20 protein-coding genes are annotated in these 25,843 nt (G+C 55.1%); 7 read left to right on the forward strand and 13 right to left on the reverse strand.

Annotation, left to right across the window (positions count from 1 at the left end; genetic code table 11):
- The first annotated feature begins 419 nt into the window (after positions 1-419).
- The 3 genes from V5T82_RS12065 to V5T82_RS12075 are packed head-to-tail and all read left to right on the forward strand — an operon-like array spanning position 420 to position 2,977.
- Positions 420-2,222 carry a DUF1538 domain-containing protein gene (locus tag V5T82_RS12065; RefSeq protein WP_332895894.1) on the forward strand — a complete coding sequence of 601 codons (1,803 nt, stop codon included), beginning with the start codon at positions 420-422 and terminating at the stop codon, positions 2,220-2,222.
- A gap of 3 nt (positions 2,223-2,225) precedes the next feature.
- Entirely contained in the window at positions 2,226-2,633 is a 408-nt protein-coding gene (locus V5T82_RS12070) for a P-II family nitrogen regulator (RefSeq protein ID WP_332895895.1), read from the forward strand.
- Complete coding sequence (locus V5T82_RS12075; RefSeq protein ID WP_332895896.1) at positions 2,630-2,977, forward strand: hypothetical protein; 348 nt, start codon at positions 2,630-2,632, stop codon at positions 2,975-2,977. The genes V5T82_RS12070 and V5T82_RS12075 overlap by 4 nt, the downstream gene beginning before the upstream one ends.
- A gap of 237 nt (positions 2,978-3,214) precedes the next feature.
- On the opposite strand, the gene V5T82_RS12080 is transcribed toward V5T82_RS12075, so the two are convergent.
- Positions 3,215-4,276: a helix-turn-helix domain-containing protein gene (locus tag V5T82_RS12080; protein ID WP_332895897.1), complete on the reverse strand. Its 1,062-nt coding sequence runs from the start codon at positions 4,274-4,276 to the stop codon at positions 3,215-3,217.
- Between the two features lie 493 nt (positions 4,277-4,769).
- Here V5T82_RS12080 and V5T82_RS12085 point away from each other — a divergent pair, with 493 nt between their 5' ends.
- Positions 4,770-6,404, forward strand: coding sequence for an autotransporter domain-containing protein (locus tag V5T82_RS12085; protein ID WP_332895898.1), 1,635 nt, complete (start codon positions 4,770-4,772; stop codon positions 6,402-6,404).
- 21 nt (positions 6,405-6,425) lie between these two features.
- On the opposite strand, the gene purU is transcribed toward V5T82_RS12085, so the two are convergent.
- The 7 genes from purU to V5T82_RS12120 form a co-directional block, all read right to left on the reverse strand.
- Positions 6,426-7,322 (reverse strand): formyltetrahydrofolate deformylase, encoded by an 897-nt coding sequence (gene purU / locus V5T82_RS12090; RefSeq protein WP_332895899.1) that lies wholly within the window; start codon positions 7,320-7,322, stop codon positions 6,426-6,428.
- Between the two features lie 367 nt (positions 7,323-7,689).
- Positions 7,690-9,018, reverse strand: a complete 1,329-nt coding sequence (gene glnT / locus V5T82_RS12095; protein ID WP_332895900.1) for a type III glutamate--ammonia ligase — start codon at positions 9,016-9,018, stop codon at positions 7,690-7,692.
- A 182-nt stretch (positions 9,019-9,200) separates the two neighbouring features.
- The gene (locus tag V5T82_RS12100; RefSeq protein WP_332895901.1) at positions 9,201-9,863 is read right to left on the reverse strand and encodes a helix-turn-helix domain-containing protein; all 663 of its coding nucleotides are present in this window, start codon (positions 9,861-9,863) and stop codon (positions 9,201-9,203) included.
- Between the two features lie 16 nt (positions 9,864-9,879).
- Complete coding sequence (locus tag V5T82_RS12105; protein WP_332895902.1) at positions 9,880-10,482, reverse strand: sarcosine oxidase subunit gamma; 603 nt, start codon at positions 10,480-10,482, stop codon at positions 9,880-9,882.
- 2 nt (positions 10,483-10,484) lie between these two features.
- A complete protein-coding gene (locus V5T82_RS12110) occupies positions 10,485-13,340 on the reverse strand; it encodes a 2Fe-2S iron-sulfur cluster-binding protein (protein ID WP_332895903.1) in 2,856 nt (951 codons plus the stop codon).
- A complete protein-coding gene (locus V5T82_RS12115; RefSeq protein WP_332895904.1) occupies positions 13,337-13,591 on the reverse strand; it encodes a sarcosine oxidase subunit delta in 255 nt (84 codons plus the stop codon). Before V5T82_RS12115 ends, V5T82_RS12110 begins: the two co-directional genes overlap by 4 nt.
- A gap of 13 nt (positions 13,592-13,604) precedes the next feature.
- Positions 13,605-14,843, reverse strand: coding sequence for an FAD-dependent oxidoreductase (locus V5T82_RS12120; protein WP_332895905.1), 1,239 nt, complete (start codon positions 14,841-14,843; stop codon positions 13,605-13,607).
- Positions 14,844-15,173: 330 nt separating this feature from the next.
- On the opposite strand from V5T82_RS12120, the gene V5T82_RS12125 reads away from it, so the two are divergent.
- Genes V5T82_RS12125 through V5T82_RS12135 form a run of 3 tightly spaced genes read left to right on the forward strand, consistent with a single transcriptional unit; the run spans position 15,174 to position 20,536 of the window.
- Complete coding sequence (locus V5T82_RS12125) at positions 15,174-16,076, forward strand: class II glutamine amidotransferase (RefSeq protein WP_332895906.1); 903 nt, start codon at positions 15,174-15,176, stop codon at positions 16,074-16,076.
- Positions 16,058-18,013 (forward strand): glutamate synthase-related protein, encoded by a 1,956-nt coding sequence (locus tag V5T82_RS12130; RefSeq protein WP_332895907.1) that lies wholly within the window; start codon positions 16,058-16,060, stop codon positions 18,011-18,013. Before V5T82_RS12125 ends, V5T82_RS12130 begins: the two co-directional genes overlap by 19 nt.
- A gap of 3 nt (positions 18,014-18,016) precedes the next feature.
- Positions 18,017-20,536 (forward strand): FAD-dependent oxidoreductase, encoded by a 2,520-nt coding sequence (locus V5T82_RS12135; protein ID WP_332895908.1) that lies wholly within the window; start codon positions 18,017-18,019, stop codon positions 20,534-20,536.
- Here the strand turns inward: V5T82_RS12135 and V5T82_RS12140 are convergent.
- The 5 genes from V5T82_RS12140 to V5T82_RS12160 are packed head-to-tail and all read right to left on the reverse strand — an operon-like array spanning position 20,533 to position 25,830.
- On the reverse strand, positions 20,533-21,906 hold the full coding sequence (locus V5T82_RS12140) for an ATP-binding protein (protein ID WP_332895909.1): 1,374 nt from the start codon (positions 21,904-21,906) through the stop codon (positions 20,533-20,535). The two genes, V5T82_RS12135 and V5T82_RS12140, sit on opposite strands and share 4 nt — an antisense overlap.
- Positions 21,907-21,917: 11 nt before the next feature.
- Complete coding sequence (locus tag V5T82_RS12145; RefSeq protein ID WP_332895910.1) at positions 21,918-23,381, reverse strand: sigma-54-dependent transcriptional regulator; 1,464 nt, start codon at positions 23,379-23,381, stop codon at positions 21,918-21,920.
- Between the two features lie 18 nt (positions 23,382-23,399).
- Entirely contained in the window at positions 23,400-24,446 is a 1,047-nt protein-coding gene (gene hypE, locus V5T82_RS12150) for a hydrogenase expression/formation protein HypE (RefSeq protein WP_332895911.1), read from the reverse strand.
- Complete coding sequence (hypD, locus tag V5T82_RS12155; protein ID WP_332895912.1) at positions 24,443-25,594, reverse strand: hydrogenase formation protein HypD; 1,152 nt, start codon at positions 25,592-25,594, stop codon at positions 24,443-24,445. The genes hypE and hypD overlap by 4 nt, the downstream gene beginning before the upstream one ends.
- Positions 25,591-25,830: a HypC/HybG/HupF family hydrogenase formation chaperone gene (locus tag V5T82_RS12160; RefSeq protein WP_332895913.1), complete on the reverse strand. Its 240-nt coding sequence runs from the start codon at positions 25,828-25,830 to the stop codon at positions 25,591-25,593. The genes hypD and V5T82_RS12160 overlap by 4 nt, the downstream gene beginning before the upstream one ends.
- Positions 25,831-25,843: the final 13 nt, after the last annotated feature.

Below are 25,843 nucleotides of genomic sequence, written 5' to 3' on the forward strand. Positions count from 1 at the left end.
GTGCCAAAAGCGACAACAATGAACTAATGCACTGTAAATGAATGATTATCTTTGAAGTGTTTGGAACAAGTTGATTTCTAAGGCGCTTTTTTACGCTCTTTTTTTAATCACAAATTAACTGATGGTGAAATTTTATGCACATCAAATGTGCACACGGATTGAGCAAAAAGATAAAAAAAGAGTGGCGGAGCATGCCTCATGAACAGTATTTACGCTCATATATGGTCTTTAGTCGCGACAGGTTTGAAAGATGATGCTTCACATCAAAAGCCAGGGCATCGCGCTCAGGCTTTTTTCTTCTTGCGCCAAATAATCGGTATTTTAAGCACCTACAAAGATTGCGGCTGTAACATTTCCATGAAAATATGGGCCGCTATGTTCTTGAGAGACTAAACAAATATAATACACAGGGGACAAATATGCCCAAGGAGATTCGCTTCGGCGCTTTCGTTCGTGAGGTCAATTCCCGACACAGATATCTGAGCTACAATCACGTCACACCCAAACTCGACCATGATGACAACGGTGAGCCCGTTCCCGTTCGTGTCCGGCCCTACAAGTTAGGCTCGACTATGGCGCTGCGGCTTATCCAGCCATATGTCGGCATTCGTTTGATCGATCAGATGCGCGCGGTGTTGCCGTTGGCTTTGTATTTGGTGCTGTTTCAGATTGTCGTTCTGCGGTCCGACATTGCCGATGCCTGGACGATCACCGCCGGGTTGGTCGCCGTCATTTTGGGCCTGATGTTCTTTATGGAAGGCTTGCGTGTCGGCTTGATGCCCTTTGGCCAGGCCTTAGGCTCGTCCTTACCCACACGCGCAAAACTCCCCGTCGTTTTGATCATCGCCTTTTTGTTAGGGATTGGCGTGACTTTTGCCGAACCCGCCATCGGCGCCCTAAAAGCGGCAGGCGCCATCGTCAATGTTCAATCCGCACCTTATTTATATACGCTCCTAAACGATTGGGCAGAGGTCTTGGTGTTGGGGGTCGGCATCGGTGTCGGCGCTGCTGCCATCGTCGGCACACTTCGGTTCCTTTATGATTGGAGCCTGAAACCTCTGATCTATCTGACTCTCATCCCGACCATTGGCTTGACGTTCTTTATCAGCCTTGACCCGGAGCTATCGAAAACTTTGGGGCTGGCTTGGGATTGCGGCGCCGTGACCACCGGACCGGTAACCGTTCCACTGGTGCTCAGCCTCGGCATCGGCATCGCCGCTGCGGCGGGCAAAGGTGGTGATGGCATGTCGGGCTTTGGCATCGTAACCCTGGCATCCTTGTTTCCGATTTTGGTCGTGATGGGGCTGTCCGTCTATGTCCACCAGTCCACAACACCGGCAGACATCATTGCCGCCGCTCAGCTCAGCAATGGCACAGCCGACACCACACCTTGGTTCGATCAAACGCCATGGGTCGAAACCATCGCCGGACTGCGTGCCATCGTGCCGCTGGTGATTTTCCTGTTTTTGGTTCTGACGTTTGTGCTCAAAGAAAAGTTGCCGCACCCCGGTAAAATCTCTTACGGCATTACCCTGTCCGTCATTGGCATGATTATTTTTAATCTTGGGCTCACCTATGGCTTGTCGAAGTTGGGCGCGCAATCGGGTGGCATCGTTCCCGCCGCGTTCACACAAATCACAAGCGTGGAAACCTCACCGCTTTACGACTGGTTGGTCGGCTTGATGATCGCCATCGCGTTTGCCTGGATTTTGGGCTTCGGCGCGACCTTGGCAGAACCGGCGCTCAACGCGCTGGGCATCACGGTCGAAAACCTCACCAATGGTGCTTTTAAGAAAAAGACATTGCTGTATGCCGTATCCATCGGTGTGGGGTGTGGCATCGCCATTGGCGTTGCCAAGATTGTGTTCAACATTCCCATCGCCTGGTTACTCATCCCCGGATACATCACAGCCTTGGTCCTGACGTTCTTTTCCAACGAAGAATACGTCAATGTCGCCTGGGACAGCGCCGGGGTGACCACCGGGCCGGTAACCGTACCTTTGGTGCTTGCCATGGGATTGGGGTTCGGCGATGCCGTCAACGCCGTTGAAGGCTTCGGCATTTTGTCGATGGCGTCAATCGGGCCGATCATTTCGGTTCTCAGCGTGGGCCTTTGGGTGCAGTGGAAAGTCAACGCCCAACATCGGCGTTACGACGAAACATATGAAGCCGAAAAACAAATTTTGGAGACCGGCGCGTCGGTTCCCAGTCAATCGGAGTAGACGATGAGCAATAAAAAACGTGAAATGGTCGTACTGACAGACGTGTCGCTGATCACAGCGATTGTGCAACGGGGCAAGGCCGACGAGATCGTCAAAGCCGCGCAAGAGGTCGGTGCTCAGGGCGCAAGCATCCATTATTCCCATGGCCGCGGGGTGCGCGAACGCCTTGGTGTGTTGGGACTGGTGGTGGAAGCCGAAAAAGAGACCATCCAGATCATTGTCTCCTCCGACCAAGCCAACCGCGTGTTCGAAAGCATTTACCGGGCTGGAGACTTTGACACTCCCGGAATGGGCATCATGTGGGTGACCCCCGTGGAAAAGGCCGCGACCTTTATTCCGGAAGATATCCTTGAGAAGTTCGGCCGTGAGGATCGTCGCAATCCCTTTGACGTGAGGCCGACCGACGCATGAGCTACCACACCACGCGCCCTCATAAAATTATCACGGCCATTTTGCCCAAGGGACGAGAGAGCGACCTTTTGCCCCGACTGGTGGACGAATTGGGGATCAACAGCTTTAACGTCGGCTTCGCGCGCGGCGTGGGCCGGATCACCCCACTGCGCCACCGCGGTGTCGGTGAAACCACCGAAAAAGCAATTCTCACGGTTTTAGTTGAAGAAGAACGCGCACAAGAAGTGTTTGAGTTCATTTTTTACGAGGCCGATATCAACCAGCCCCATGGCGGATTGATGTATCAACACCCCCTTCTGGCCAACACCGTGTTCAAGGTACCAGACATTGAAGACGAGCTGTAAAGATGAGGCACGAGCCTAGGGCTGTACTTGTGCCACAGCCTAATCGAATTGCTGAACGAAAGTTTGCAAATCAAACGTACCCTAGGTGTTGGCACCACGGTTATTTTGGCCTTTCCATCCAAGCGCACCGTGCTCAAAAAAACAGTCCCTTTCATGACCGCTCTGGGACAAAAGCAGACGAAAAGCACATGTTCCGTGGTTGGGTATCCTAATGCACAACGGTGATCTTGCGTATGTTCAGGCTTTGAGTGTCTCTGTGAGCCAGATGTCGAAATACGGATCACCCGTATCATTCTCGGCCAAGATTTCTCTATCGGGCTTTAAGAGGTTGGGGGCCTCTCTCGCTTCGCTCGGTGTGATGCCGAATTTTGACTTAAAAGCTCGAGAAAAGTGCGCTTCGCTGGCAAACCCCCAACTGTATGCAATTTCATAAATGCGGCTATTTTTATGTTGTTGAGAGACGAGAGCTTCAGCGCACCGTTTTAAACGGCGATCTTTAATGTACGCCTGCACGCCGCCATAGGGCTTGAACAAGCGAAATACGGTTGTTCTGGTCATGCCAAGCTTTGAACAGAGAGACGTCACCGTCAGGCCGGCGTGATGAAGATTGCTTTCAATTTCCAACTTAGCCCGCATGATCGTTGAGCGAGCGATATTTGATATTCCGTCCTCAATAGATTCAGGGCTGCTGTTGAGCGCGCTGGCAATCAAGGACATTGTTGGGGCAATGGTCAGGGCCGCGTCTTCACAAGATATGCCATCGACAACTCTGTTCATGGTTTTCATGTGCTCAACAACCAGGGTCACCATTGGGTTTCCTGCTTTGAGCACGCGGCCTTGTTGGCAATCTGGTGCATCTAGCAAAGGTGCTAAAAAATGACGCGGCACAACGTATGTTAAATTGTTGAAGTCAGAGGTTTCAGCCCAATGGTTGTCGGCAAGGTCCATGACAACCAAGTCGCCCGGCATAATCGTATTTCGTTTTTGTCCACGGCAAATGTCTTGTGTTCCGGATAGATGTGTTTGAATTAAATAATAATCCAAACCATCTTGAGCCGTGCGTAACGCATTTCTCGAAAACGTTTGTGCCACCGTGTCACACCGGGTGAACACGACTTGATCGTCCAAAAGATAACTGTCCAGCGACGCAGAAAACGCTTCCCCCTCAGCGCCCGAAGCAGATTTCACCTCAAACAAAGTGGAAATAACTTCACGCCAAGCCTCGTATTGACGCTCAGGGGGGATGTTGTCGCTGGAAAACAATGATTTTTCCACGACGTCGTTCTCATGCCCGCTCATGCAAATGACTTTCCCTCGCTCGTACCTCTTGCCCCTTGTGCGCTAACCATAAATCGAAATACGAGAAAATGTAACACAAATGCTCGGATTGGCATTTTCGGTCAACGAGTTTGGAACGGCTGGTCAAACCCGCAAAATCGCAACTTCCTATACTGACGTCCAACTAGACTTAGGCTGCCCCTTGGGCGCCTGAGATTGTTCGCGTCGTCGTCACGCTATCGCGTCAGAATGTAAAGAGCATACAGTGTCTTCAACAAATCCCCCCAAGCCCGCGTTTCTTATTTCTGCTGTAATAGTATTCCTCGCAGTCCTCCTTGCGCCCGAGCGGGCGGAGGCAGCGACGACGATTACATGTGCAGGCGCACATAACAATGCCAGCGACAGCTGGATTCATTATGACTATTCAGCAGGCACATGTTCCATCAGTGATGGTTTCATTGCGGGGGGCGTAGGCGACATGTACGTCCAGCTTCGCGTGACTAAGATCATTAATATGTTTACCGATTCAGATTTCGACGGCACATCGACAAATGCCGAACACAGAGGGTGTAGCGTTGGTGATGATGGCGTAAAGGCCGCCAAAAGCACCTGTGCTGACAACGCAGTAGCGGCGGGCACATACACCTCATATATCAAAGGCTTGGTGGCTGCTGATGAAACGGCGACCCTGACGGTAAACTATGTTGTCAATGCCGGTGCGACACTTGACGTTACCTCAGCAAGTGTCGTTGTTGGTACATTTTCCGGTACAGATACGCCCACAGCGCTGCTTAGTTCTGTTTCCAGTTCCCAAACAAGTGTCATTATTAAAAATGTGAATACACGCCTTACCGCCGTGTTGAGCGGCGGGGCAACGGGCGTTGGGCGGAGCAACGCCTCAGGAGTGGGACGGGAAGAGCCAACTGCGCCGTCACGTTTCACGAGCCAGCCTTCGGACTTCATTTTTGGAGGTTCTCGCGAAGGCTTGCTTTCCATAAACAAAACCACCAACACCTTTTCCGAAGGTTCGTCACGGGGTGTTAAGCTTGAAAACGCGTTAAGTGAAATTGCGATGCTCGCTTCATTCGACACGTCCCAAATGATCCTTGCCGCTGCAAACGAAAACCAGGGACAACCCGGCGCCACGCGGACGCTGGGCAATCCCTTGGTTGACCGGCCCTGGACAATTTGGGGCCATGGCAGCCGCACCAGTGTAACCAATACACGCAACAACAGTGGCGACGACAGTCGTTATGATGGGGATGTGTGGGGCTATAACATTGGGGTTGATTACCGCATCACATCAGATTTGTACGCGGGTGCATCCCTGGGCTATTCCAAAACCAAACTGAACACCACGTACAATTTCGGCACATATCGCGAAGTCAACAAAATGGTGACGCCCTATGCCGTCTGGCAACCGGACGAAAATATTCAGCTGTCAGCAATGGCCGGCTATTCCATTGGCGATCTTGAAAAAGAACGCGACGATGACATCACGTCCGACACGGACACCAGCATGTGGTTTGCCTCAATGAAGGGGGCATACATGTTTCAACCCAAACCCGATGTGCCGCTCAGCATGAACGTTCACGTCGGCGTTTTGGCCTCTCGCAAAAAGATTGACGGTTATACGGAGAGTGATGGCGAGGTGGCCCAAAATGCAACGACCAACACGCGCCAAGTCAGCACGGGACTAGAGAGTGCCTACACCTTTGATGTCCAAAGCTTGCTCTTAGAACCGTTTGTGCGCACAGATTATGTCCATGACTTCATGGATGTGACGAATATGGACCATGGAGCCTACAACGTGGGCGGTGGCTTGCGGTTGGGGTCTGAGCAATACGGTCTCAATGGCTCCATCGAAGGCGAGACGCAATTGGGGCGATCTGACTATGAAGAATATTCCATCGCCAGCATGGTCACCTACAGCTTTGCGCTAGACGGTGAAGCGAACGCCAAATCAAACATGGCTGAACCTTACATCAAAACGACCTTCACCATGGCGACCCAGACCTTCGGCACAGGGGTGAAGTACACCCACGGACGACTTCCCCTAACCATCAATATGGATATGAGCCAGTCGATGCCGACAACAGGTGGCGCCAACGCTTTCCAAACAGAAGTGAAAGCCGCTTTGACTTTCTAAGTCGAACTTGGTTTGAGTGCCCTAGCGCAACACAATCGTCTTGTGCCCGTTTAACATCACACGCCGTTCACAGTGCCAGCGCACCGCGCGGTTCAAAACGCCCGTTTCCACGTGGCGGCCGACTTCGACGAACTCGGACGCGGAGTTGGTGTGGCTGACGCGTTCGGAATCTTGCTCAATGATAGGGCCTTCGTCCAAATCCGACGTGACATAGTGCGCCGTGGCGCCGATCAACTTCACACCGCGGGCATGGGCTTGTTGGTAAGGCTTCGCCCCTTTGAAGCTGGGCAGGAACGAGTGGTGAATGTTGATGCAGCGCCCCTTCAACGCATCACACATTTCAGAGCTAAGCACCTGCATGTAGCGCGCCAGCACCAACAGCTCTGTGTCGGTGTCGTCCATCAGATCCAAAATCTGTTTCTCTTGGTCGCGCTTGGTTTCTTTGGTAACCGGCAAATGGTGGAACGGCAGCTCGTGCATTTCCACCAATTTGCGGAAGGTTTCGTGGTTGGACACCACGGCTGAAATGTCTACGGGCAAACGCCCGGTCACCCACGCGTGCAGCAAATCATTGAGACAATGCCCAAACTTGGACACCGCGATCATCACCCGCGGCTTTTCTGTCATGGGGTGGACGTTCCAGTCCATGTCGAACTTTCGGCCAATCTCGCTCATGCCTTGGCAGATGGCGTCAATGCCGGGCCACGCATCAGAGCCCTTGGCAAACACCGTGCGCAAAAAGAACCGCCCGGTTTCGTCATCGCCGTAGTGCACACTTTCGGAAATGAAGGCGCCGTTGTCGGCAAAAAAGGTCGAGGTCGCCGCCACGATCCCGATGGTGTCGGGGCAGTTCACTGTGAGGATATATTTCTCGCTCGCCGCCGCAATCGTCGCCGGAGAAGTCGCAATTTCGTTCATGTTCGTTTTCCCAATTTGAGCGTGTTTTGCCAACACGTCGCCCAGCTGTCGGAGAATACCCCCGACAGACCTCAAAAGGCTAGAGTGAGTTTCGATTAGGTTGACGCATTTGACCGTCTTTCTTTGTCCTGTGGCGAGGCGAGACGCGCAGGTCGATGCGGATCATCGTCCGAGTGTCTCAACGAAACCACGGGGCAAAGAAAGGCGGCCTTCGGTGGGGCGCTTTTTCGTTTTGGCAACGTCCCATCCCTTGGCCGATGAACCACATCGACCTGCGGAATGCTCCGAACCAAAACGAAAAATCGCCGCCATCAAATGCGTCAACCTAATCCAAACTCACTCTAGTGGTGTCTCTAAGTGAAACGCGTCAGCAATCTAACGTGTTGGCGCGCTCCCACGTGCTGGCGTGGCTCATGAAATTGTTCCACTCCTGCATTTTCATTTTCAAATAGCTGTCTACAAATTCAGAGCCTAGCCCTGCGCGCACCACGTCGCTGGTTTCCATCAAGCGCAAGGCATCCAACATATTGAGCGGAAGCTTTTTCACATCGTGCAGAGTGTGGCCGTCTTCGTACATGTTGATGTCCAAACGCTCACCGGGATCGCGGTTGTTTTCCACCCCATCCAAACCTGCGGCGAGAACACCCGCTTGGCTCAAGTACGGATTGGTGGAGCCGTCCATCAAGCGGAACTCAAAGCGCCCGGCATCGGGGATGCGCACCATGTGCGTGCGGTTGTTGCCGGTAAAGGTCACCGTGTTCGGCGACCATGTGGCACCAGACGCGGTGATGGGTGCATTGATGCGTTTGTAGCTGTTCACGGTGGGGTTAAAGATGGCACACAGTGCGTCAGCCGAATGCATCACACCGCCCATGAACTGATAGCCTATTTTGGAAATACCCATTTCGTCCTTTTTATCGGCAAACAGGTTTTTATTGCCCGTTTTGTCCCAGACCGACACGTGCATGTGGCAGCCATTGCCCGTTAAGTGGTTAAAGGGCTTGGGCATGAACGTCGCGCGCATACCGCGTTTTTCGGCCAAGGTTTTGGCCATGAATTTAAAGAACACGTGGCGGTCGGCGGTGACCAAAGCGTCGTCGTAGTCCCAGTTCATTTCAAACTGGCCGTTGGCGTCTTCGTGATCGTTTTGATACGGACCCCAACCCAAATCCGACATGCAATCGCAGATCTCTGAAATCAGATCGTATTGACGCATCAAAGCCGACTGATCGTAACAGGGCTTGTCTTGGGTATCGAGCGGATCAGCCAATGCATTGCCTTCCGGCGTCAGCAAAAAGTATTCGCACTCCACACCGGATTTCATGTGCAGACCTTTTTTGGTGGCTTTCGCGACTTGATCCTTCAACAAATTGCGCGGGCCTTGGCCGACGCTTTTGCCTTCCATCACCAAGTCAGAGGCCAACCAACCCACGTCCTTTTGCCACGGCAGTTGAATAAGGCTGTCGGGATCGGGCACACCGAACAGGTCGGGGTCGGCGGGGCTCATATCCAAGTGCGCGGCAAAACCGGCGAAGCCTGCACCGTCCTTTTGCATGCCCTTGATCGCAGACGTCGGCACCAACTTAGCGCGCAACGTGCCGAACAGATCGACGAAGCTCACCAGGAAATACTTGATGCCTAAGGATTTTGCCTTCGCCTGAAGGTCTTTGGTTTTGGCTGCCGCCGCCTTGCTCATATCGTGCTCCTTACCCGAAAGCTCATAAACTCTCATTTGATCCATTTTTGCCCAATAATTGCGCAAAAATGCGCGTCAGGCATGTGCAGACCATCAATTGTGCAAGATTAGCGCCAAAGGCCGCAAACATCAACCCAAATGAAAACTTTTTTCACCTGAGGAAACATGTTTTGGGCGGAATTTTAAGAATTTTCGCTGCGTGGATAGGAAATGATCGACATCAGCTTGATGGGCAGATCAATCAGTTCTTCCGGACCGTGGGGGGCGTCGGCATCGAAGAACAACGAATCGCCCGCTTCCATGGTGTAGAGGTGATTGCCGTGGCGGTAGCTGACTTTGCCTTCCAGCACATAGACGAATTCGAGGCCTGAGTGCTGAAACAACGGGAACACGTCGGATTCTTCGGTGAGCGTGATCAGGTAGGGTTCAACCGTGATGGCCTTGTGCACCGAATGGCCCAGCAATTGGTATTGGTGGCCCGCCCGCGTGCCGCGCCGTTCAATGGCTAAGCCCTCGCCCGCTTTCACGAACGTGGCGTCGCGCTGTTCTTCGAACCGGCGGAACAAAGTGGTCACCGGAACGTTCAAGGCGCGCGATAAGGACTGCAACGTCGCCAAGGACGGGCTGGTTTGGCCGTTTTCGATTTTGGACAACATGCCCGGCGACACGCCCGCTTGTTTGGACAGCTCCACCACCGTCATGCCCAATTTGTTGCGGAACTCACGAACTTGATAGCCGATGGCGGCTTCCAAGCTGTTTTGTTGGGCACCGTCCAGGGCATGGGGGTCTTGATCCAACATTACAGATCCTGTGTCTTGATTGGATTTGCCGGATGTGTTGGCCAATGTGTTGCTCCTAGCATCATGAGAGGTCCGCGATTGAGACGGGACCGCCGTCGAACTCTGCCATGGCGTCCATTAAATACGCCCAGAGCGAGCGTGCAGACGTCCAATCGGCGAGCACATGATAGCTTGGGAATTTTGATTTGTCTTTGAAGGTCTCATCATCGCGGATCACAATGGCATTAATGCGCGCCACCGAAGTCTGTGCAATCTGAAGGTCTGCAAAGGCTTTGGGGCGCAAATCGACACCGCACACTTTGGCGAACATTTGTGGGGCGGCTTCACCCACGACCGTGAACCAAGCGTGCGAATCGAACCTCGGCATGGGAAAACAGAGCCCCTGCCCCGCCCCCAGATGCGTCATGGCATCTTGGGTCCACGAACCCGGTGCGCGCGGATTGTCCAACAGCAAAACTTCACCCGGAGCCAAGCGCGCAACCAAACCACCTTCGTGACGCACCGAGGTGTTCGAGGCTTCGGGCAAGGGAAGTCCTGCGGCTTTCATCCACGCTGGCGTATCTGTTCCTTTCGCGCCGGCACGCGACACCATAGACAAATCCACCAACTGCAAGGGGGCAGACTTTTGGCTTTTAAAAAATGAGATGGGGCTGATTGCGGTCATAATTACATCTCCTGCCTTTTTCCGTCTGCGTCGTAGAACGGCAGGCTGACAACTTTGGCCGGGATCATCTGGCCCTTGTCACCACGAATGGCGATGCTTTGGCCGACCTCACTCAAATCGGGACGGACGAACGCAAGACCCAAAGGGTGGCCCAAGCTGGGGCTTTCGGAAATGGACGTCACACGCCCCGCAATGTCTTTGCCTTCAATGACCAAGTGAGATTCTTCCGGCAGAACCGATCCGGATGCCAAGGCAAAGCCCACCAAGCGCCGTTCTGGCCCGTCTGTATTGAGGCTATCGACTGCCGCCTTGCCCACATAAAACGGCTTCTTCTTGGCAATGGCCCAGGCCATGTCGGCTTCGGGTGGGGTGGACAGACCGTCCGTGTCTTGACCGACAATAATATGTCCCTTTTCCAATCGCAGCACGCGCTGGGCTTCGACACCGAAGGGTTGGATGTTGAGATCTTTTCCGGCGTCCATCAATGCATCCCAAAGGCTCAGGCCTTGAGATACGGGACAGTGAAGTTCGTAACCCAATTCTCCGACGAAGCCAACGCGCAGGGCCCGCACGGGGGTTTCGTTCAAAGTGCCCTCAACCGCGCCCATATAAGGCAGCGCCTCAGCCGATACGTCAAAGCTGGGCTCTAAGCGTTCCATCACTTTGCGGGCATCAGGCCCGGCCACGTTGAACGCTGCATAGGCTCCGGTGACATTGGCAATGTCAACCTTCAGTCCCCACTGGGCGTTGAACCACAGCATGCGACGATAGACACCGTCCACACCGCCGGTGGTGGCGGAAACATAAAAGTGATCGTCGGCCAATCGGGCAGCCACACCATCGTCAATGACTTGGCCCGCATCGCCACACATCAAGGCATAGCGCAACCGCCCGACGGGTTGTTTCAGATAGGCAAAGGTGTGCATGCGGTTCAAGAACTCAGCCGCATCGGGCCCGCGCACTTCCAACTTGCCCAGCGTGGAAATATCAATTAGACCGACACCATTGCGCACAGCCAAAACTTCACGCTGAATAGCCGCGTTGGCATGTTCGTTCGCTTGCGGATAGTAAGCGGGACGCAGCCACGAACCGGCCACCATCATTTCGGCGCCCAGCTCAACATGACGGTCATGCACGGCGGTGTAGCGCGTCGGGTCAAACTGTCGTCCGGCCAAATGGCCCAAGGTCTCGCCGCCAATGGGGGGGCGCAATGTGGTCATGCCGGCCTTGTTCAGCGGGCGTCCCGCTTCTTTGGCCGACAAGCGCACCACGGCCAAGTGCCCGGTGCGCCCTTGCATGGGCCCCATACCGGCGGTGGAGTAGCGCTTTAACAACTGAACATGCGAGAAACCAGAGCGCACGGCATTGAGAATGTCTTTCATCTGCAAATCTTCGTCATAATCGACAAAGGCTTTGCCTGCACCGCCCGCAGCCATCGGCCAGGGGTGGTTTTGGTATCCTGGGGGATCGGCGGGGACTTCGCCTGCACCCCCTGCAGCGCGCTTACCGTCAGCAGCTTTGGAAACATGTGAGCGATAGCCGTTCACCCCACCGGCCACGAAAACATTTGCAGGCAGCTCTTCGGGCAGCTTAAACGTCGCAGCCTCTTCGTCATAAAGTGCGGGCGTGCCCAAGTGGTGAATCAGCCCCGCGTTCGGCACGACCCCGACGGAGATACACAAGACATCGCACGAAACCTGTTCTGTACGGCCCGACACTCTACCGTGCCCATCAAAATCTTTGACAATGACGCGTTCCAAATGACCGTCCGCACCGCTTTGTGCTTCACTAACCATCGCCGCATAACGAATGGGAATATCTTTGGCTTTGAACGCGTCATGCATGAGACCTGTCGCGGCAAAGCCTGCGCGCAGATCGATGACTTGAGAAATCGTCACGCCCGCCGCCATCAAATCCAAGGCACAAGCATAACCGTCTTCATCCGCCGTCAACACGGCGGCGGAATGGCCGGGGCAGACACCATACAGATGCATCAAACGTTGTGCTGCCGAGGCATGCATTACACCCGGTAAGTCGTTGCCCGCAAACACGGCAGGCTGACCGATGACGCCCGTGGCAACCACAACTTTATGGGCCCGCAGTTTGTACATGCGTTTGCCTTGGATGACAGCCAGCATGTTGTCGGCGAATAGGCCTTGGGCTGTGGCATTCAGATAGATTTCAATATTGGCCTGGTTTTCAACGGCTTTGGCCAAATCAGAAACATCTTGGTTTTTGTAAAGGGCAGAGCCACCCAGCTTAACACCACTGTCGATCAAGATCACATCAGACTCTGCTTGCGCGGCTTCCAGGGCAGCGCTCAAACCCGACACACCAGCACCGACCACCGCCACGTCGCAAAACGTATAGGCTTTGTCATAGCTGTCATCGTGACCGAGGCTCACATCGACCTTTCCAAGACCCGCGAGGCCACGAATGACACGTTCCCAAACGGGCCACAGAAACTTGGGCCGGAAGAACGTGTGGTAATAGAAGCCTACGGGCATGAAGCGTGACAGCTTGTCCAGCCACTTGGCCTTGTCCCCGTTCAAACCACCGAACACGTTTTGCGCTTCGGCCTTCAGGCCTTTTGAAATCGGGTGAACATCGCCCACCACGTTGGGCATGCTGTCCACTTGCATCAAGGTGTTGGCTTCTGCACCGCTCATAGAAAAAACGCTACGTGGCCGATGGTATTTGAACGAGCGCGACATCACACTTTGCCCGTTCGCCATTAGAGCCGACGCAATGGTGTCGCCTTCAAAGCCCGTGTAGCTTTTGCCTTCGAACGTAAAGTGCACAGGTTTGTCGCGTTGGATCAAACGGCCATAGGGGCTGGGCAGACGGTTGGTGGTCATGTCAAATCCTCCACCCCATAGGTCTTGAGGATTTCATCCGTGCGGGTATCACGCTCGGCAATGAACCAATAAGACGAGGGCACGTGCATCCACCATTCGCGCACCACACCCGCCGCGTTTTCGCGCTGGAAGGTATAGTCCGCCCATTCGCGGTTGGGGGCGTTGTCGGCGGGAAGTTTTTGCACTTCACCACCACAGACAAACTCTTGAATATTGCGCGAACCATTTAAGGGACATGGCATCAGTTTCATGTGCGCATCTCCCCTAATGCCCGACCGAAGCCGCACCGGCTTCGCCCAGTTGGTTGAAGGTCTCAAACCTGTCCAGGCGAAACGGCGCGATGGTGGAATGGGGGCGGTCGTAAGCCAGCGTGTCGGCCATGAACTTGCCGCAGGCGGGCGTGGCCTTGAATCCCCATGTACCCCAACCCGCATCGATGTAAAGATTGTCCACCGGGGTCTTGCCCATGATGGGGGCAAAGTCCGGGGTCATGTCCGTCATGCCCGCCCATTGGCGCATCAAGCGCACGTCGGACAGATACGGGAACAGCTCCAACATGTGGGCCATCAGACCTTCTTTCCATTCCAAGGTCGAGCGGGTGGAATACAGGCTATAAGGATCGCTCGCCCCGCCCATGACCAATTCACCGCGCTGGCTTTGCCAGATGTAAGTGTGCAGCGAACCCGACACGATGATGGGATCCAAAAATGGTTTGAGCGGTTGCGACACACAAGCCTGCAACGGCACTGTGCGAATGGGCAAAGAGACTTCGGCCATCTTGGCAACCAGAGAACTTGCCCCCGCGACAGCCATCAACACCCGCCCGCATTCAATGCGGCCGCGTGACGTCTCAATCGCTTTGATGTGACCATCGGCCATATCGAAGCCTGTGACTTCAGTTTGTTGGTGAAGCTCGACACCCCGTGCTGACGCTTCGCGGGCATAGCCCCATGCCACCGCGTCATGACGTGCCGTGGAACCGATGGGGTGATAGAGCGCGCCCAGAACAGGCCAACGTGCCGAGCGGCTCAAATCCATCTGCGGCGCAACGCGGGCAATTTCTTCCGCGCCGATGACTTCGGAACTGACCCCCATGTGCTTGTTCACTTCCGCGCGCCACCGCATGGTGCGCACGGACGCGTCCGTGTGCGCCAACGTCAGGTGCCCGCGTTTGGAATACATCACGTTGATGCCCAGCTCTGACGATAGACCTTCAAACAGCTTCATGGAGGCGTCGTAAAACTTCACACCTTCAGGCGTGAGATAGTTCGCCCGCACAATGGCCGTGTTGCGCGCCGTGTTGCCGCCGCCCAAATAGCCCTTTTCAATCACCGCCACATCGCGGATGCCGTGATCTTTGGCCAAGTGATAGGCCGCCGCCAAGCCATGCCCGCCGCCGCCGACAATCACCACGTCATAGGATTTTTTCAGGGGTGTCTCACTGGGGAGATGGCGTCGGTCCGCCCGCGCCAAACCCAGTCCGTACTTTAACAATTGGAGCACCGTTGCGGCCCGCCTTAATCAAAAAAAAGAATCCAACCGGTCAGGTTGTTGGGGGAACTGTATCAATATATTTCCTCTTGTGCAAAATATTTTAACCACAGAAAAATTATCAGCATTCCCGGTGTTAAATGAGGCCTATATTATAAAGGTGTGCACGTTTCAAAGCTGAAATCCGCAGAAAACCGCCATTTTCATCCTTAGAAAACCCATAATTTTCATGAGAGGAAATATTTTTTAATTAAATGTTGATCCACAGGTCTGTTCTGCATACCCTAAGAGCCAACGGGACAGACGTCCCCTCATCCATTTTGAAGGACCAAGGCGAAGCACATGTGTGGCATTGCAGGCATTCTTTACAAAAACTCCCAAGGCGCTGAGCCCGTCGGCCAGTCCTTGATTTCCATGCTCGACGGCTGTCAGCACCGGGGCGAGGATTCCACGGGCTTTGCCATGTACCGTCCCGAAGACAATCACCTGCACCTGCGCTTCATTGTTGGTGACGACGGGGAAGCTGCCATTGAGCACATCAAATCCATCTTGGCGGAACATGGCGCGACGTTGCTCAGCGACGAACGCTTGGGCAAAAGCTACCGTGCCAATGTGGCGTTTGAAGGCGATATCCAGGACTTCACCTATGCTTTGGAAAACGCCGCGAAATTGATTTCGGCGGGTTACGCCTTGGACATCATCAAGGACGAAGGCACGGCAAAGGATGTGGACGACGCCTATGCCGTCAACGGCTTTGCCGGAACGCATGGCATCGGGCATGTGCGCTTGGCGACCGAATCTGAAGTCAAACCCGAAGCCGCTCACCCGTTCTTGGCCACCGGCTTTGCCGACGTCGCCATCGTGCACAACGGCCAGATCACCAACTATTGGAAGATGCGCCGCCGTATGGAACGGCGCGGGTTCAAATTCCGCACCGACAACGACAGCGAACTGATCGCTGTGTACTTGGCCGATCACCTCAAAAACGGGCACACCTTGGAAACGGCATTGCAAGAAGCCATCGACACTTTGGACGGGACCTTCTCATTTTTGGTCTCCACCAAAGACGAGATCGGATACGCCAAAGACCACTTGGCCGCCAAGCCCATGGTTTTGGTGGAAACCGACGATCTGATCGCCATCGCGTCGGAAGAGGTCTCCCTCAACCGCCTTTTCCCCGGCACCGCCCTCACCACAACCGAACCAGCACCAGGGACTTTTAAAACGTGGCAACGCTCGATCTAAGTACGCTTTCCATTACGGAAGCCAACGAACGCATCCGCACCTTGGGCGAACAAGGCACGGACATCGAAATCATCAATCCTGATGCCCGCCACCACATCGGTGTGGGCTTGACCGCACCCGTCAACGTGAAGGTCAAAGGCTCGGCCGGATACTTCTGTGCTGGGCTGTCGGACGGTGCTTCTTTTGAAATTGAACACAACGTCGGTTGGGCTGTGGGCGACAACATGTATGCGGGTTCCGTCATCGTCGGCGGCAACGCAGGCGCCATCCCCGGCGTCGCCATTCGCGGGGCCGACATCGTCGTCAAAGGCAACATGGGCTCGCGCGCAGGCCAAGTGATGAAGGCCGGCAATTTGATTTGTGCCGGCAACTCCAACTTCATGGCGGGCTACATGATGTATGGCGGGCGCATTGTTATTTTGGGCAACTCCGGCGAACAGGTCGGCCAAGACATGACGGCGGGGGAAATCTTCGTCGCGGGTGATGTGCAGTCCTTGGGCGCAGACGCCATGCTGACGGACTTGGATAGCACGGACACGGATGAAATTCGCGCGCTGTTGGACAAATATGAAATCTCGTTCAAGGGCGCATTACAAAAGGTCGTCAACGCAGGCACCAAGCTGCGCTACGCCAAGCAAGAGCCGCGCACGCGTCCTCAGCCGTTTTTTGTGAGCTCTGGCCGGTCCGATTACTGGAATGCCAAAGTTCAAGAAGACATCTTCATCAAAGCGGGCACCGGGCGTTATCGCATTCGCGGCTATGGTGCCTCCAAACCCATGGCGCACTTCAACGACATTGCCTTTCGCAAGGACCTATCCCACGCAGGCAATGACGCCGATGCATTAACACGTGTGAACTTGGAAACCAAAATCGGTGGGCGCTATGGGGCAAAGCCGTTGAGCCTGTCCATGCCCGTACAGATCGCACCCATGAGCTTTGGCGCGCTGTCGAAAAAATCCAAAATCGCCCTGGCCACCGCTTCGCGCATGTCCGGCATTTCGGAAAACACCGGCGAAGGCGGCATGTTGGAAGAAGCCCGCCAAGAAGCCGACCAACTGGTGTTCCAATGCCTGTCCGGTCGTCTGGGTTGGAACATCAAAGATATGCAACGCGCCGATGGTCTTGAGATTTACATTTCCCAAGGGGCCAAGCCCGGCTTGGGCGGTCAATTGATGGCGAAAAAGATCACACCGGAGCTGGCCGAGAAACGCGGCATCCCCGAAGGCATCGATTTGCGCAGCCCATCGCGCCACCCGGACGTTTTGGGTGCAGACGATCTGGTCATCAAGTTGGAAGAATTCCGCGAAGCCACGGGGCACAAAATCCCCGTCTCCATCAAAATGGGTGCAGGACGCGTCAAAGACGACATCAAAATCGCCTACAAAGACGGCTTTGATTATGTGGCACTCGATGGCCTGCAAGGCTCCACCGGTGCCGCGAGTACCGAGGTATTAGAAAACGTCGGCATTCCCACTGTGGGCGCATTGATTGAGGCCAAGCTGGGCCTCGCTGAAATCGAAGCCGGTGACGATATGCAGCTGGTCATCATGGGTGGCATCAAAGACGGCATCGACGCGGCCAAGGCCATTGCCTTAGGCGCCGATGCAGTTGCCATGGGCACGGCGGCGATCATTGCGGGTGGCTGTATCGCCTGCATGCAGTGCCACGTGGGCACCTGTCCGGTGGGCATCGCCACCCAAGACCCGGAGCACACGGATCGTTACGACAACGCACAAGAAGCCTTAAACATCCACCGCTTCTTGGAAGGTGTGCGCTGGCAGATGGCGGCCATCACCGATGCGCTGGGTTATGACGACATTCACAAGCTCAGCCCCGACGACTTGGTAGCTCTGACCCCCGAAGCCGCCGCCATCACCGGGCTGGAATACGTGCCCGGTCACGTCGATTTGCAAAACTCTGCTTTGAAGAAGGCCTAAGTCATGAACGAAGTCCGCCGCACCTCCGTCACCGCTGCCCCGGATTTAAGAGATGACACGGGCAACCTGCACTACGTGCCCGCGCCGTGCCAAACGGCCTGTCCCGTGGGCACCGACGTGCCGTCTTACATCGCCCACATTTGGAACGGGGACGTGGAAGCCGCGTTCGAAGCCATCACCGCCACCAATCCACTGTCCAGCATTTGCGGGCGCGTTTGTGATGCCCCGTGCGAACCCGCGTGCCGTCGTGAAGACAGTGACGGTGCAATCGCGATCCGCAACTTAAAACGGTTTGTGCTGGATCAGTTGGGCGATGAACACGCCCTTCCCCCGGTTGAAGTCACGCAATCCGGGAGCGTCGCCGTGGTCGGTGGTGGCCCCGCGGGCCTCACGGCTGCCCAAGATTTAGCCGAAGCGGGATACGCTGTGCACATCTATGAAGCCAGCGACAAACTAGGTGGCATGGCAGTGTGGGGGATCCCGCGCTTTCGTCTGCCTGCAGGGGCCATTGATGCCGACATTGATCGCATGCTTAAACACTGCCCCGGTATTGAGGTTCACTTGAACACACCGCTGGGCCCGGACCTGACTTTGGATGACCTCAAAGCCAAGCACGACGCGGTGGTGCTGACCATTGGCGCGACCCAAGGCAAGACCCTGGGCCTGGACGGTAAAACCCGCGACGATGTGATTGACGGTGTCGGGTTCTTGCGCCGCATCAACGCAGGCGAACGCCCAGAATTGCCAGAAACTGTATTGGTCGTCGGCGGTGGTGACGTGGCCATGGACGCGTGTCGTGCCGCCAAACGCATGCCCGGTGTCAAAGACGTGAAAGTCGTCTACCGCCGTGGACCCGAAGAAATGCCCGCACGCCGTGACGAGTTAAAAGGGGCCTTGGCCGAAGACATCGACATTCTCTACAACACTCAACCTGTTGCCATTGCCGATAAAGACGGCTTGGCGCTGCGGTGTGTGAAAACCGAATTGGGTGAGGCGGACGCAGACGGTCGTCGGCGTCCGGTCACCATCGAAGGCTCTGAACACGATCTTGCGTGTGGCCTGATCATCACCGCCGTGGGACAAAAGGCCGACAGTGCCGAGCTCGACGCCAAGGGCCTGATGGATTGGGATCGTGTCAAAACCGACTTCGCCACCATGCAGACACAAGACAGCCAAGTCTTTGCCGCAGGCGACGGTGCGTTCGGTGGTTCGTCCATCGTTGAAGCCATGCACCATGGGCACCGCGTCGCGTACTATGTCAAAGCCAAGTTGCAAGGCCGCGACAATCCGCTGCCCTACCAAACACCCTATCGCACCCGCGCCGTGGAAATCGCCCAAGACGCCAACTGGGAAACCACGCCACGCATCGAACAAACGTTTTTGGGCCTGGGCGACAACCCGACGCAGTTCGACGAAATCGAAGTCACGTACACGCTCGAACAAGCCAAGTGTGAAGCCGCCCGGTGTTTTCGCTGTGACGCGGAAACGGGATCGGCGGACTACACCGTTCAAGCGCGTGAAAACGTATTCAAGATGGCGCGCACCGCACCCATGGATGCGGCAACGCAAAAAGACTTGTTGCAATCGCGCCTCGCAAACCGTGAAGACCCTCTAGCAGATGCGCGCGGTGGGCACTTTGACGACTTGGTGTTTTTGCCCGCGAACCTCACACGTTTGGTGATTGACCCTTACCGCGAACACTGTGTCACCAAGCTGGACTTGGCAAACATCATACTCGGCCATCCGGTGATCGTGTCGGGCTTGGACACGGCACCTGACGATGTGCGCTCTGCCGTCACACAAGGTTTAGCCGACACGGACACCGCTTACTTTGGCGACAAACCTTTAGAAGGATCGGCCTGGATTCAGCCCATCACCACCACCCCGTCTGCGGAAGCGGACATGGCTGTAATGATGGACATCACCACGCCTCCCCCCGCACGAGCGCACGACACTCAAGGGTTAGCCGCCCGCGCGACGATTGAGACTGTGGAAGCGGTCATTGATTATGCCCTCGCCAACGGTCTGGACGCTGTCGTGTTGGACGGCATGAACGGATTGAGCGTCGCCAAGGAACTTGACGGCGCGCCGGAGTTATCTTTGATAAGCAAAGCCATCGCGCACTTGCGCTCCATCAACCAAGAAGAATCTATTGACTTGATTTGGTTTGGCGGCGTGCGTACCGGAACGGATGTTGCGAAGCTGTTGGCTATGGGCGCCAACGCGGCCATCATCGGTGCAGCCTTTGGCTTTGGCATCGGCGGTCATGTCACAGATGCGGGCGAGCTTGCCTTTGAACGCGACTTGGACCGTGGTGAACGCGAAGAGCGCGCACGTGATTTGATCACAGCTTTTTCAGCCGAGTGTTCCATGATGGCCAAGTGCACCGGCAAAACCAACGTGCACAACTTAGAGCCTGAAGATTTGCGCGCGCTAACACTGGAAACCGCAAAAGCCTTGAGCTTGCCTTTGCCCGGTCATGGTTTGAGCGGAACGGATTTCGAAGCGCTTGCCCGCGCTTAAGGCAACAGCGGCAACGTCATGGTTAGGGTTGAACCTTCGCTTGAAGTTTTTTCCACGACCAAGTCACCACCGTGTTCACGGACCAAGTCATAGCTGATCCACAGCCCCAACCCGGTGCCTTCGCCCACCACTTTGGTGGTGAAAAACGGATCGAAGATGTTGGGCAGGTCTTGGTCGGAAATGCCGCAACCGTTATCCGATACGCTGAGCGTCACACGCTCGCCTTCTACGTCGATGCGCACGCAGACATCAGGTTCAGCAACACCCTTTACAGCGTCCAAAGCATTGGAGGCTAAGTTCACAATGACTTGGTGAATGCGCCCCGAGTGCCCAGCGATCATAGCCATGTCTGGACCGGTGAAGTCGATTTCAATGGGCTTGGGGGCTGCGCGCTTGACCCAGCTGACAGCTGTTTGGGCAATTTTCACCAAGTCAAAGGGTTCGGATTGCTCTGCCCCATTGAACGACAATCGGCGTAAATTTTTCACGATGTCACTGACGCGCGCCGCCCCTTCGAGGGTGCCGTCCACCAAGGGGTCAAGGTCCGACAAGATACGATCGATCTTCAAGTCACGGCGTAAACGTTTGTGGTTTTCACCCCCCACACTGTCCATCTTTTCAAAGTAGTCTTGCAAGCGCGCTTTATATTTATTGAGCGCGTGAATGTTGCCATTGATGAAGCTGATGGGGTTGTTGAGTTCGTGTGCAACACCAGCAACCAAACGGCCCAGGCTTGCGAGTTTTTCGGATTGAATCAGGCGTTCTTGGGTGCGCACCAAATCGGCGTGCGCTTTGTTGAGTGCTTGGTACGCACGGCGCAGCTCCCCCATGGGGCGGCCAATGATCACCACACCAGCTGGGCGGCCTTTGTGGTCAATGCGGATCGATCCGTTCATCGACACCGGATCGGTGCCTTCCCTTTGGTCTTTCGACTTCAGACGAACTTCGCAATAGTTCGTCATGGGCGATTCCGTTGGCCGGTAGAGGTTCTCCAAAAAGCATGCATCGGGATTGAGCACGATCTCGGTCAGTTTTCGCCCCACCAGTTCCGGCGCATCAAACCCGGTTAAATCTTCGGTCGCTTTGTTGACCTGTTCGATGTAGCGATCGCTATCGCACACGATCAACACTTCCGACATGGACGAAATCACACTGTCGATAAATTGGTGCGTTTCTTCCAGTTCCGTGTTTTTGCGTTCCAGATCGACATCGTATTGGATCAGGTCGGAATAGACCTCTTCCATTTTGCCAATGACTTCGACCCAGGCGGTTTCTTGCATGTCCGTTAGGCCAAGCTCGTGAACATCACTAAGCGCTTCACCCAAACGTTCATTGCCGTCTTTGTTTTTCTGTAGAGTGTCGCTAGACATGGTCGCACCCTTTAGTTGGGACGGGAGAGATCGTAACGTTGTAATTTAGACCGTAAACCAACACGCGACAGGCCGACTTCATCGGCGACGCGAGAAATATTACCTTCATGGCGGGTCAGCGCTGCGCTCAAAATTTGGCGCTCCAACATCTCAACCTGCTCACGCAGCCCCAACCCAGGGATGGGGTTCCATTGATTGTCAAGCTCAACCATTTTTTCAATCATATCGTCCAAAGGCCCACTGCCGAGCAAGCGTTCGGACAGATATTCGATCCCCAACTCGGGACCATCGGACAGGGCCACCATGCGTTGGATTTCATTTTGCATTTCACGAACATTTCCGGGCCAGGGATGCATGCGAAAAGCCTTCATGACATCGACGGTGAACGATTTATGTTCTGTACCGAACTGCGCGGTGATGGCTTGCAAAACCTTTTCGGCCAAGGGCTGAATATCCATAGACCGTTCGCGCAACGGCGGTAAGTTCACCGGGAATGCGGACAAGCGATAATATAAGTCTTCGCGAAACCGCTTCTGGCGCAATTCCGTTTCCAAGACACGGTTCGTCGCGGCGATGACGCGCACATCCACTTTGCGCATGCGTTGGGAACCAAGCGGGCGGAACTCACCGTCTTGCAAAACGCGCAGCAACTTCACCTGGAAGGCTGGTGACGTCTCCCCGACTTCATCCAAGAAAATTGTACCGCCGTCGGCCTTTTCGAACAAGCCGATGCGATCTTCATAGGCCCCAGTAAAAGCCCCTTTTTTGCAGCCGAACAGTTCGCTTTCCAAAAGCTCGTCCGGCAGAGCACCACAGTTTTCTGCCACAAACGGTTTATCGGCCCGGTCGGAATTGTAGTGAATGGCGCGGGCCAAAATCTCTTTACCCGTGCCGCTTTCCCCGGTGATCAGCACGGAGATATCCACAGCCGCCCCCTTCGCCGCCAAATGGAGGACATCCACCATGGGGCTAGTAGGGGCGTGGATGATGTTGGAAAAATCGAAGTGCTGCTTCAGTTTGGTTTTGGCTTCGCGCAGATTCTTTTCCACCGAAGAGGCTGACTTTTTAATTTCCAATGAAGCATTCGCATTGGCGTTTTGCAGGTCCGCCAACTGGATTGCCCCGACCACTGTTTCCAACAGCTCGTCCGGGTCCCACGGCTTAGTGATGTATTGATAGATGCCCGCAGAATTCAGGCCCTGGATGATGTCATCGGAATCGGTATAGCCCGATATGATGATGCGAACCGCTTCGGGCCAGTTTTCCCGCGCTTTGGTCAAAAACTCCACACCCGTCATGCCGGGCATGCGTTGATCGCACAAGATCAGCTGAACGGATTCTGTCTCCAAGATGCCTTCGGCTTCGGAAGCAGAGCTTGCACACAGCACTTGAAAGTCGTCCCCCAAAACGCGACACAGCGTTTCTTGGGACCTGACCTCATCATCAATCACCAATATGATCGGGTCTTGCGCCATGTGTATTCTCCCCCACTCTTAACAGATGCGCGGCAGTTGTTCGCCCGCCAGCCAATCCACCATGCGCGTTCCACCCAGACCGGTTTTCATGCGCACAAAGCAGCGGCTGTCTTCCAAGACTTCACCCACAATAGCCGCGTCTTTGCCTTTGGGGTGGGCTTGCATCACCGCCAATAAATCGTCCGCCTTGTCCGCCGGGCAAATGGCAATCAGCTTGCCTTCGTTCGCGACATAGAGCGGATCAAGACCTAAGAGCTCACACGCACTTTTGACTTCTGCGCGGATGGGCAAGTCTTTTTCAAACAGTTCCACCCCAACTCCGGACTGATGGGCGATTTCGTTCAACGTTGCGGCCAAACCACCACGGGTCGGGTCGCGCAGAACACGCATGTCCGGCACGGCCTTCATCATGTCTTCAACCAGATCACACAGGGACTGACTGTCAGACAGGATTTCAGTGGCGAAGCTCAAATTTTCGCGTTTGCTCATGACCGCCACACCATGATCGCCCAGGGTGCCGTTGACCAAAATTTTGTCGCCCGGTTTAGCCTGGTCTCCACACACGTCTACACCATCCGGCACCACACCGATTCCTGCGGTGTTGATATAGATGCCGTCACCGTGCCCGCGTTCGACCACTTTGGTGTCCCCCGTGACAATGGCAACGCCAGCTTCTTTCGCGGCCTCGGCCATGGACTTCACAATTTGGGCCAAATCAGACAGAGGAAAACCTTCTTCCAAGATAAAACCTGCGGTGAGGTAATACGGCTTTGCCCCCGCCATGGACACATCGTTGACGGTGCCGTGCACGGCCAAAGAACCAATGTTGCCGCCTGGAAAAAACAAGGGCGAGATGACGAAGCTGTCGGTGCTCATCACCACGCGCCCCGGCGGCAATTGCACCATGGCCGCATCGTGCTCGCGGTTAAGCACGTCATTGTCGAAGGTTTCGAAAAACAGATCTTGAATCAGCTGCGCCATAGCGCGACCGCCTGCACCGTGGCTCATATCCACACGTCCGTTTTTGATATCGAGTGGACGGGATTTCGGTTTGTTCATGTTCATGACGCCAAATCCTCCACCGCTTCGGCTTCGGTCCGGAAACGACCGTATGTCCAGTGTGCCGCACACGCCCCTTCGGAAGACACCATGCACGCCCCCATGGGATTGTCGGGGGTGCAGCTAGTGCCGAACAGGGAACAATCGGTTGGCGTTTTTTCACCGCGCAAAATCGTGCCGCATTCGCACAGCTTGTTTTCTTTGGGCGTGGGCAAATCGACCATGAAGCGGAGCTCCGCATCGAAGTCGGAAAATTCGGGGCGGATTTTCAGCGCGCTCAGCGGGACCGAGCCCAAACCGCGCCACGAAAACTCATCGCGCAGTTCAAATACTTCGTTCACCAGGGCTTGGGCTTTGACGTTACCTTCGGCCGTCACAGCACGCGCGTATTCATTTTCCACATCTGCACGTCCGTCGTTGGTTTGACGGATCAGCTGCAAGACCGCCTGCATGACATCCAGCGGCTCGAACCCAGCGATCACGACAGGCTTTTTGTAATCCGTCGTAAACTCTTCATAGGGCTTCATACCGATAACGGCACTGACGTGGGCGGGACCGACGAAGCCGTCCAAGATCACGTTGGGCGCACCTTCGGGCGTGTGAACACCCAAAATCGCGCGCATGGCCGCTGGGGTGAGCACGTGATTGCAATAGATGGAAAAGTTTTTGAGCCCCTTGGCCTGGGCTTGTTTCAACGCGACAGCCGTAGGCGGCGTGGTGGTTTCAAAACCGATGGCAAAGAACACCACTTCGCGGTCCGGGTTTTCTTCGGCGATTTTTAGCGCGTCGATGGTGGAGTACACCATGCGCACGTCGGCACCTTTGGTGCGCGCCTTGATCAAACTTTCGTACTTGGTGCCCGGCACACGCATCAAATCAGCGTAGGTGCACAAGATCACGTCTTCTTGCGTCGCCAGGGCGACCGCTTCGTCGACGCGACCCACGGGCAGGACACAGACGGGACAGCCCGGACCGTGGATCATTTTGACATTGCGTGGCAACAGGTCTTCAACGCCGTAACGCGCCAAAGCATGGGTGTGGCCACCGCAAAATTCCATAAAGCGGTAGATGCGGTCTGGGTCGGCCTCGGCTTTAATAGCCGTTGAAAGACCTTGCGCCAATTCGGCGTCACGAAATTCGTCGATGTATTTCATTGAGCCGCTCCTTGCACAGCCGCCTCGCCCATTTCAGCGAACAACTTCAAGGTTTTTTCAGCCTCAACGGGGTCAAGCTTTGCGAGCGCATAGCCCACGTGAACGATAACGTAATCGCCCAGCTCAACGCCTTCGACCAAGTCTAGGGAGACTTCTTTGACAACGCCTTCCAACTCGACATCGGCTAAGCCGTCATCGCGCAATTTCACGACCTTTGCGGGGATCGCATGGCACATGGGGTATCCTCTC

Origin of the sequence: Magnetovibrio sp. PR-2 (assembly GCF_036689815.1) — a bacterium.
GTDB lineage: Bacteria > Pseudomonadota > Alphaproteobacteria > Rhodospirillales > Magnetovibrionaceae > Magnetovibrio.

Excerpts from the sequence above, each read along its gene's own strand:
- V5T82_RS12065 (WP_332895894.1), top strand. The coding sequence starts at position 420 with ATGCCCAAGGAGATTCGCTTCGGCGCTTTCGTTCGTGAGGTCAATTCC.
- V5T82_RS12070 (WP_332895895.1), top strand. The coding sequence starts at position 2,226 with ATGAGCAATAAAAAACGTGAAATGGTCGTACTGACAGACGTGTCGCTG.
- V5T82_RS12075 (WP_332895896.1), top strand. The coding sequence starts at position 2,630 with ATGAGCTACCACACCACGCGCCCTCATAAAATTATCACGGCCATTTTG.
- V5T82_RS12080 (WP_332895897.1), bottom strand. The coding sequence starts at position 4,276 with ATGAGCGGGCATGAGAACGACGTCGTGGAAAAATCATTGTTTTCCAGC.
- V5T82_RS12085 (WP_332895898.1), top strand. The coding sequence starts at position 4,770 with ATGTTTACCGATTCAGATTTCGACGGCACATCGACAAATGCCGAACAC.
- purU (WP_332895899.1), bottom strand. The coding sequence starts at position 7,322 with ATGAACGAAATTGCGACTTCTCCGGCGACGATTGCGGCGGCGAGCGAG.
- glnT (WP_332895900.1), bottom strand. The coding sequence starts at position 9,018 with ATGAGCAAGGCGGCGGCAGCCAAAACCAAAGACCTTCAGGCGAAGGCA.
- V5T82_RS12105 (WP_332895902.1), bottom strand. The coding sequence starts at position 10,482 with ATGACCGCAATCAGCCCCATCTCATTTTTTAAAAGCCAAAAGTCTGCC.
- V5T82_RS12110 (WP_332895903.1), bottom strand. The coding sequence starts at position 13,340 with ATGACCACCAACCGTCTGCCCAGCCCCTATGGCCGTTTGATCCAACGC.
- V5T82_RS12115 (WP_332895904.1), bottom strand. The coding sequence starts at position 13,591 with ATGAAACTGATGCCATGTCCCTTAAATGGTTCGCGCAATATTCAAGAG.
- V5T82_RS12125 (WP_332895906.1), top strand. The coding sequence starts at position 15,174 with ATGTGTGGCATTGCAGGCATTCTTTACAAAAACTCCCAAGGCGCTGAG.
- V5T82_RS12135 (WP_332895908.1), top strand. The coding sequence starts at position 18,017 with ATGAACGAAGTCCGCCGCACCTCCGTCACCGCTGCCCCGGATTTAAGA.
- V5T82_RS12140 (WP_332895909.1), bottom strand. The coding sequence starts at position 21,906 with ATGTCTAGCGACACTCTACAGAAAAACAAAGACGGCAATGAACGTTTG.
- V5T82_RS12145 (WP_332895910.1), bottom strand. The coding sequence starts at position 23,381 with ATGGCGCAAGACCCGATCATATTGGTGATTGATGATGAGGTCAGGTCC.
- hypE (WP_332895911.1), bottom strand. The coding sequence starts at position 24,446 with ATGAACATGAACAAACCGAAATCCCGTCCACTCGATATCAAAAACGGA.
- hypD (WP_332895912.1), bottom strand. The coding sequence starts at position 25,594 with ATGAAATACATCGACGAATTTCGTGACGCCGAATTGGCGCAAGGTCTT.
- V5T82_RS12160 (WP_332895913.1), bottom strand. The coding sequence starts at position 25,830 with ATGTGCCATGCGATCCCCGCAAAGGTCGTGAAATTGCGCGATGACGGC.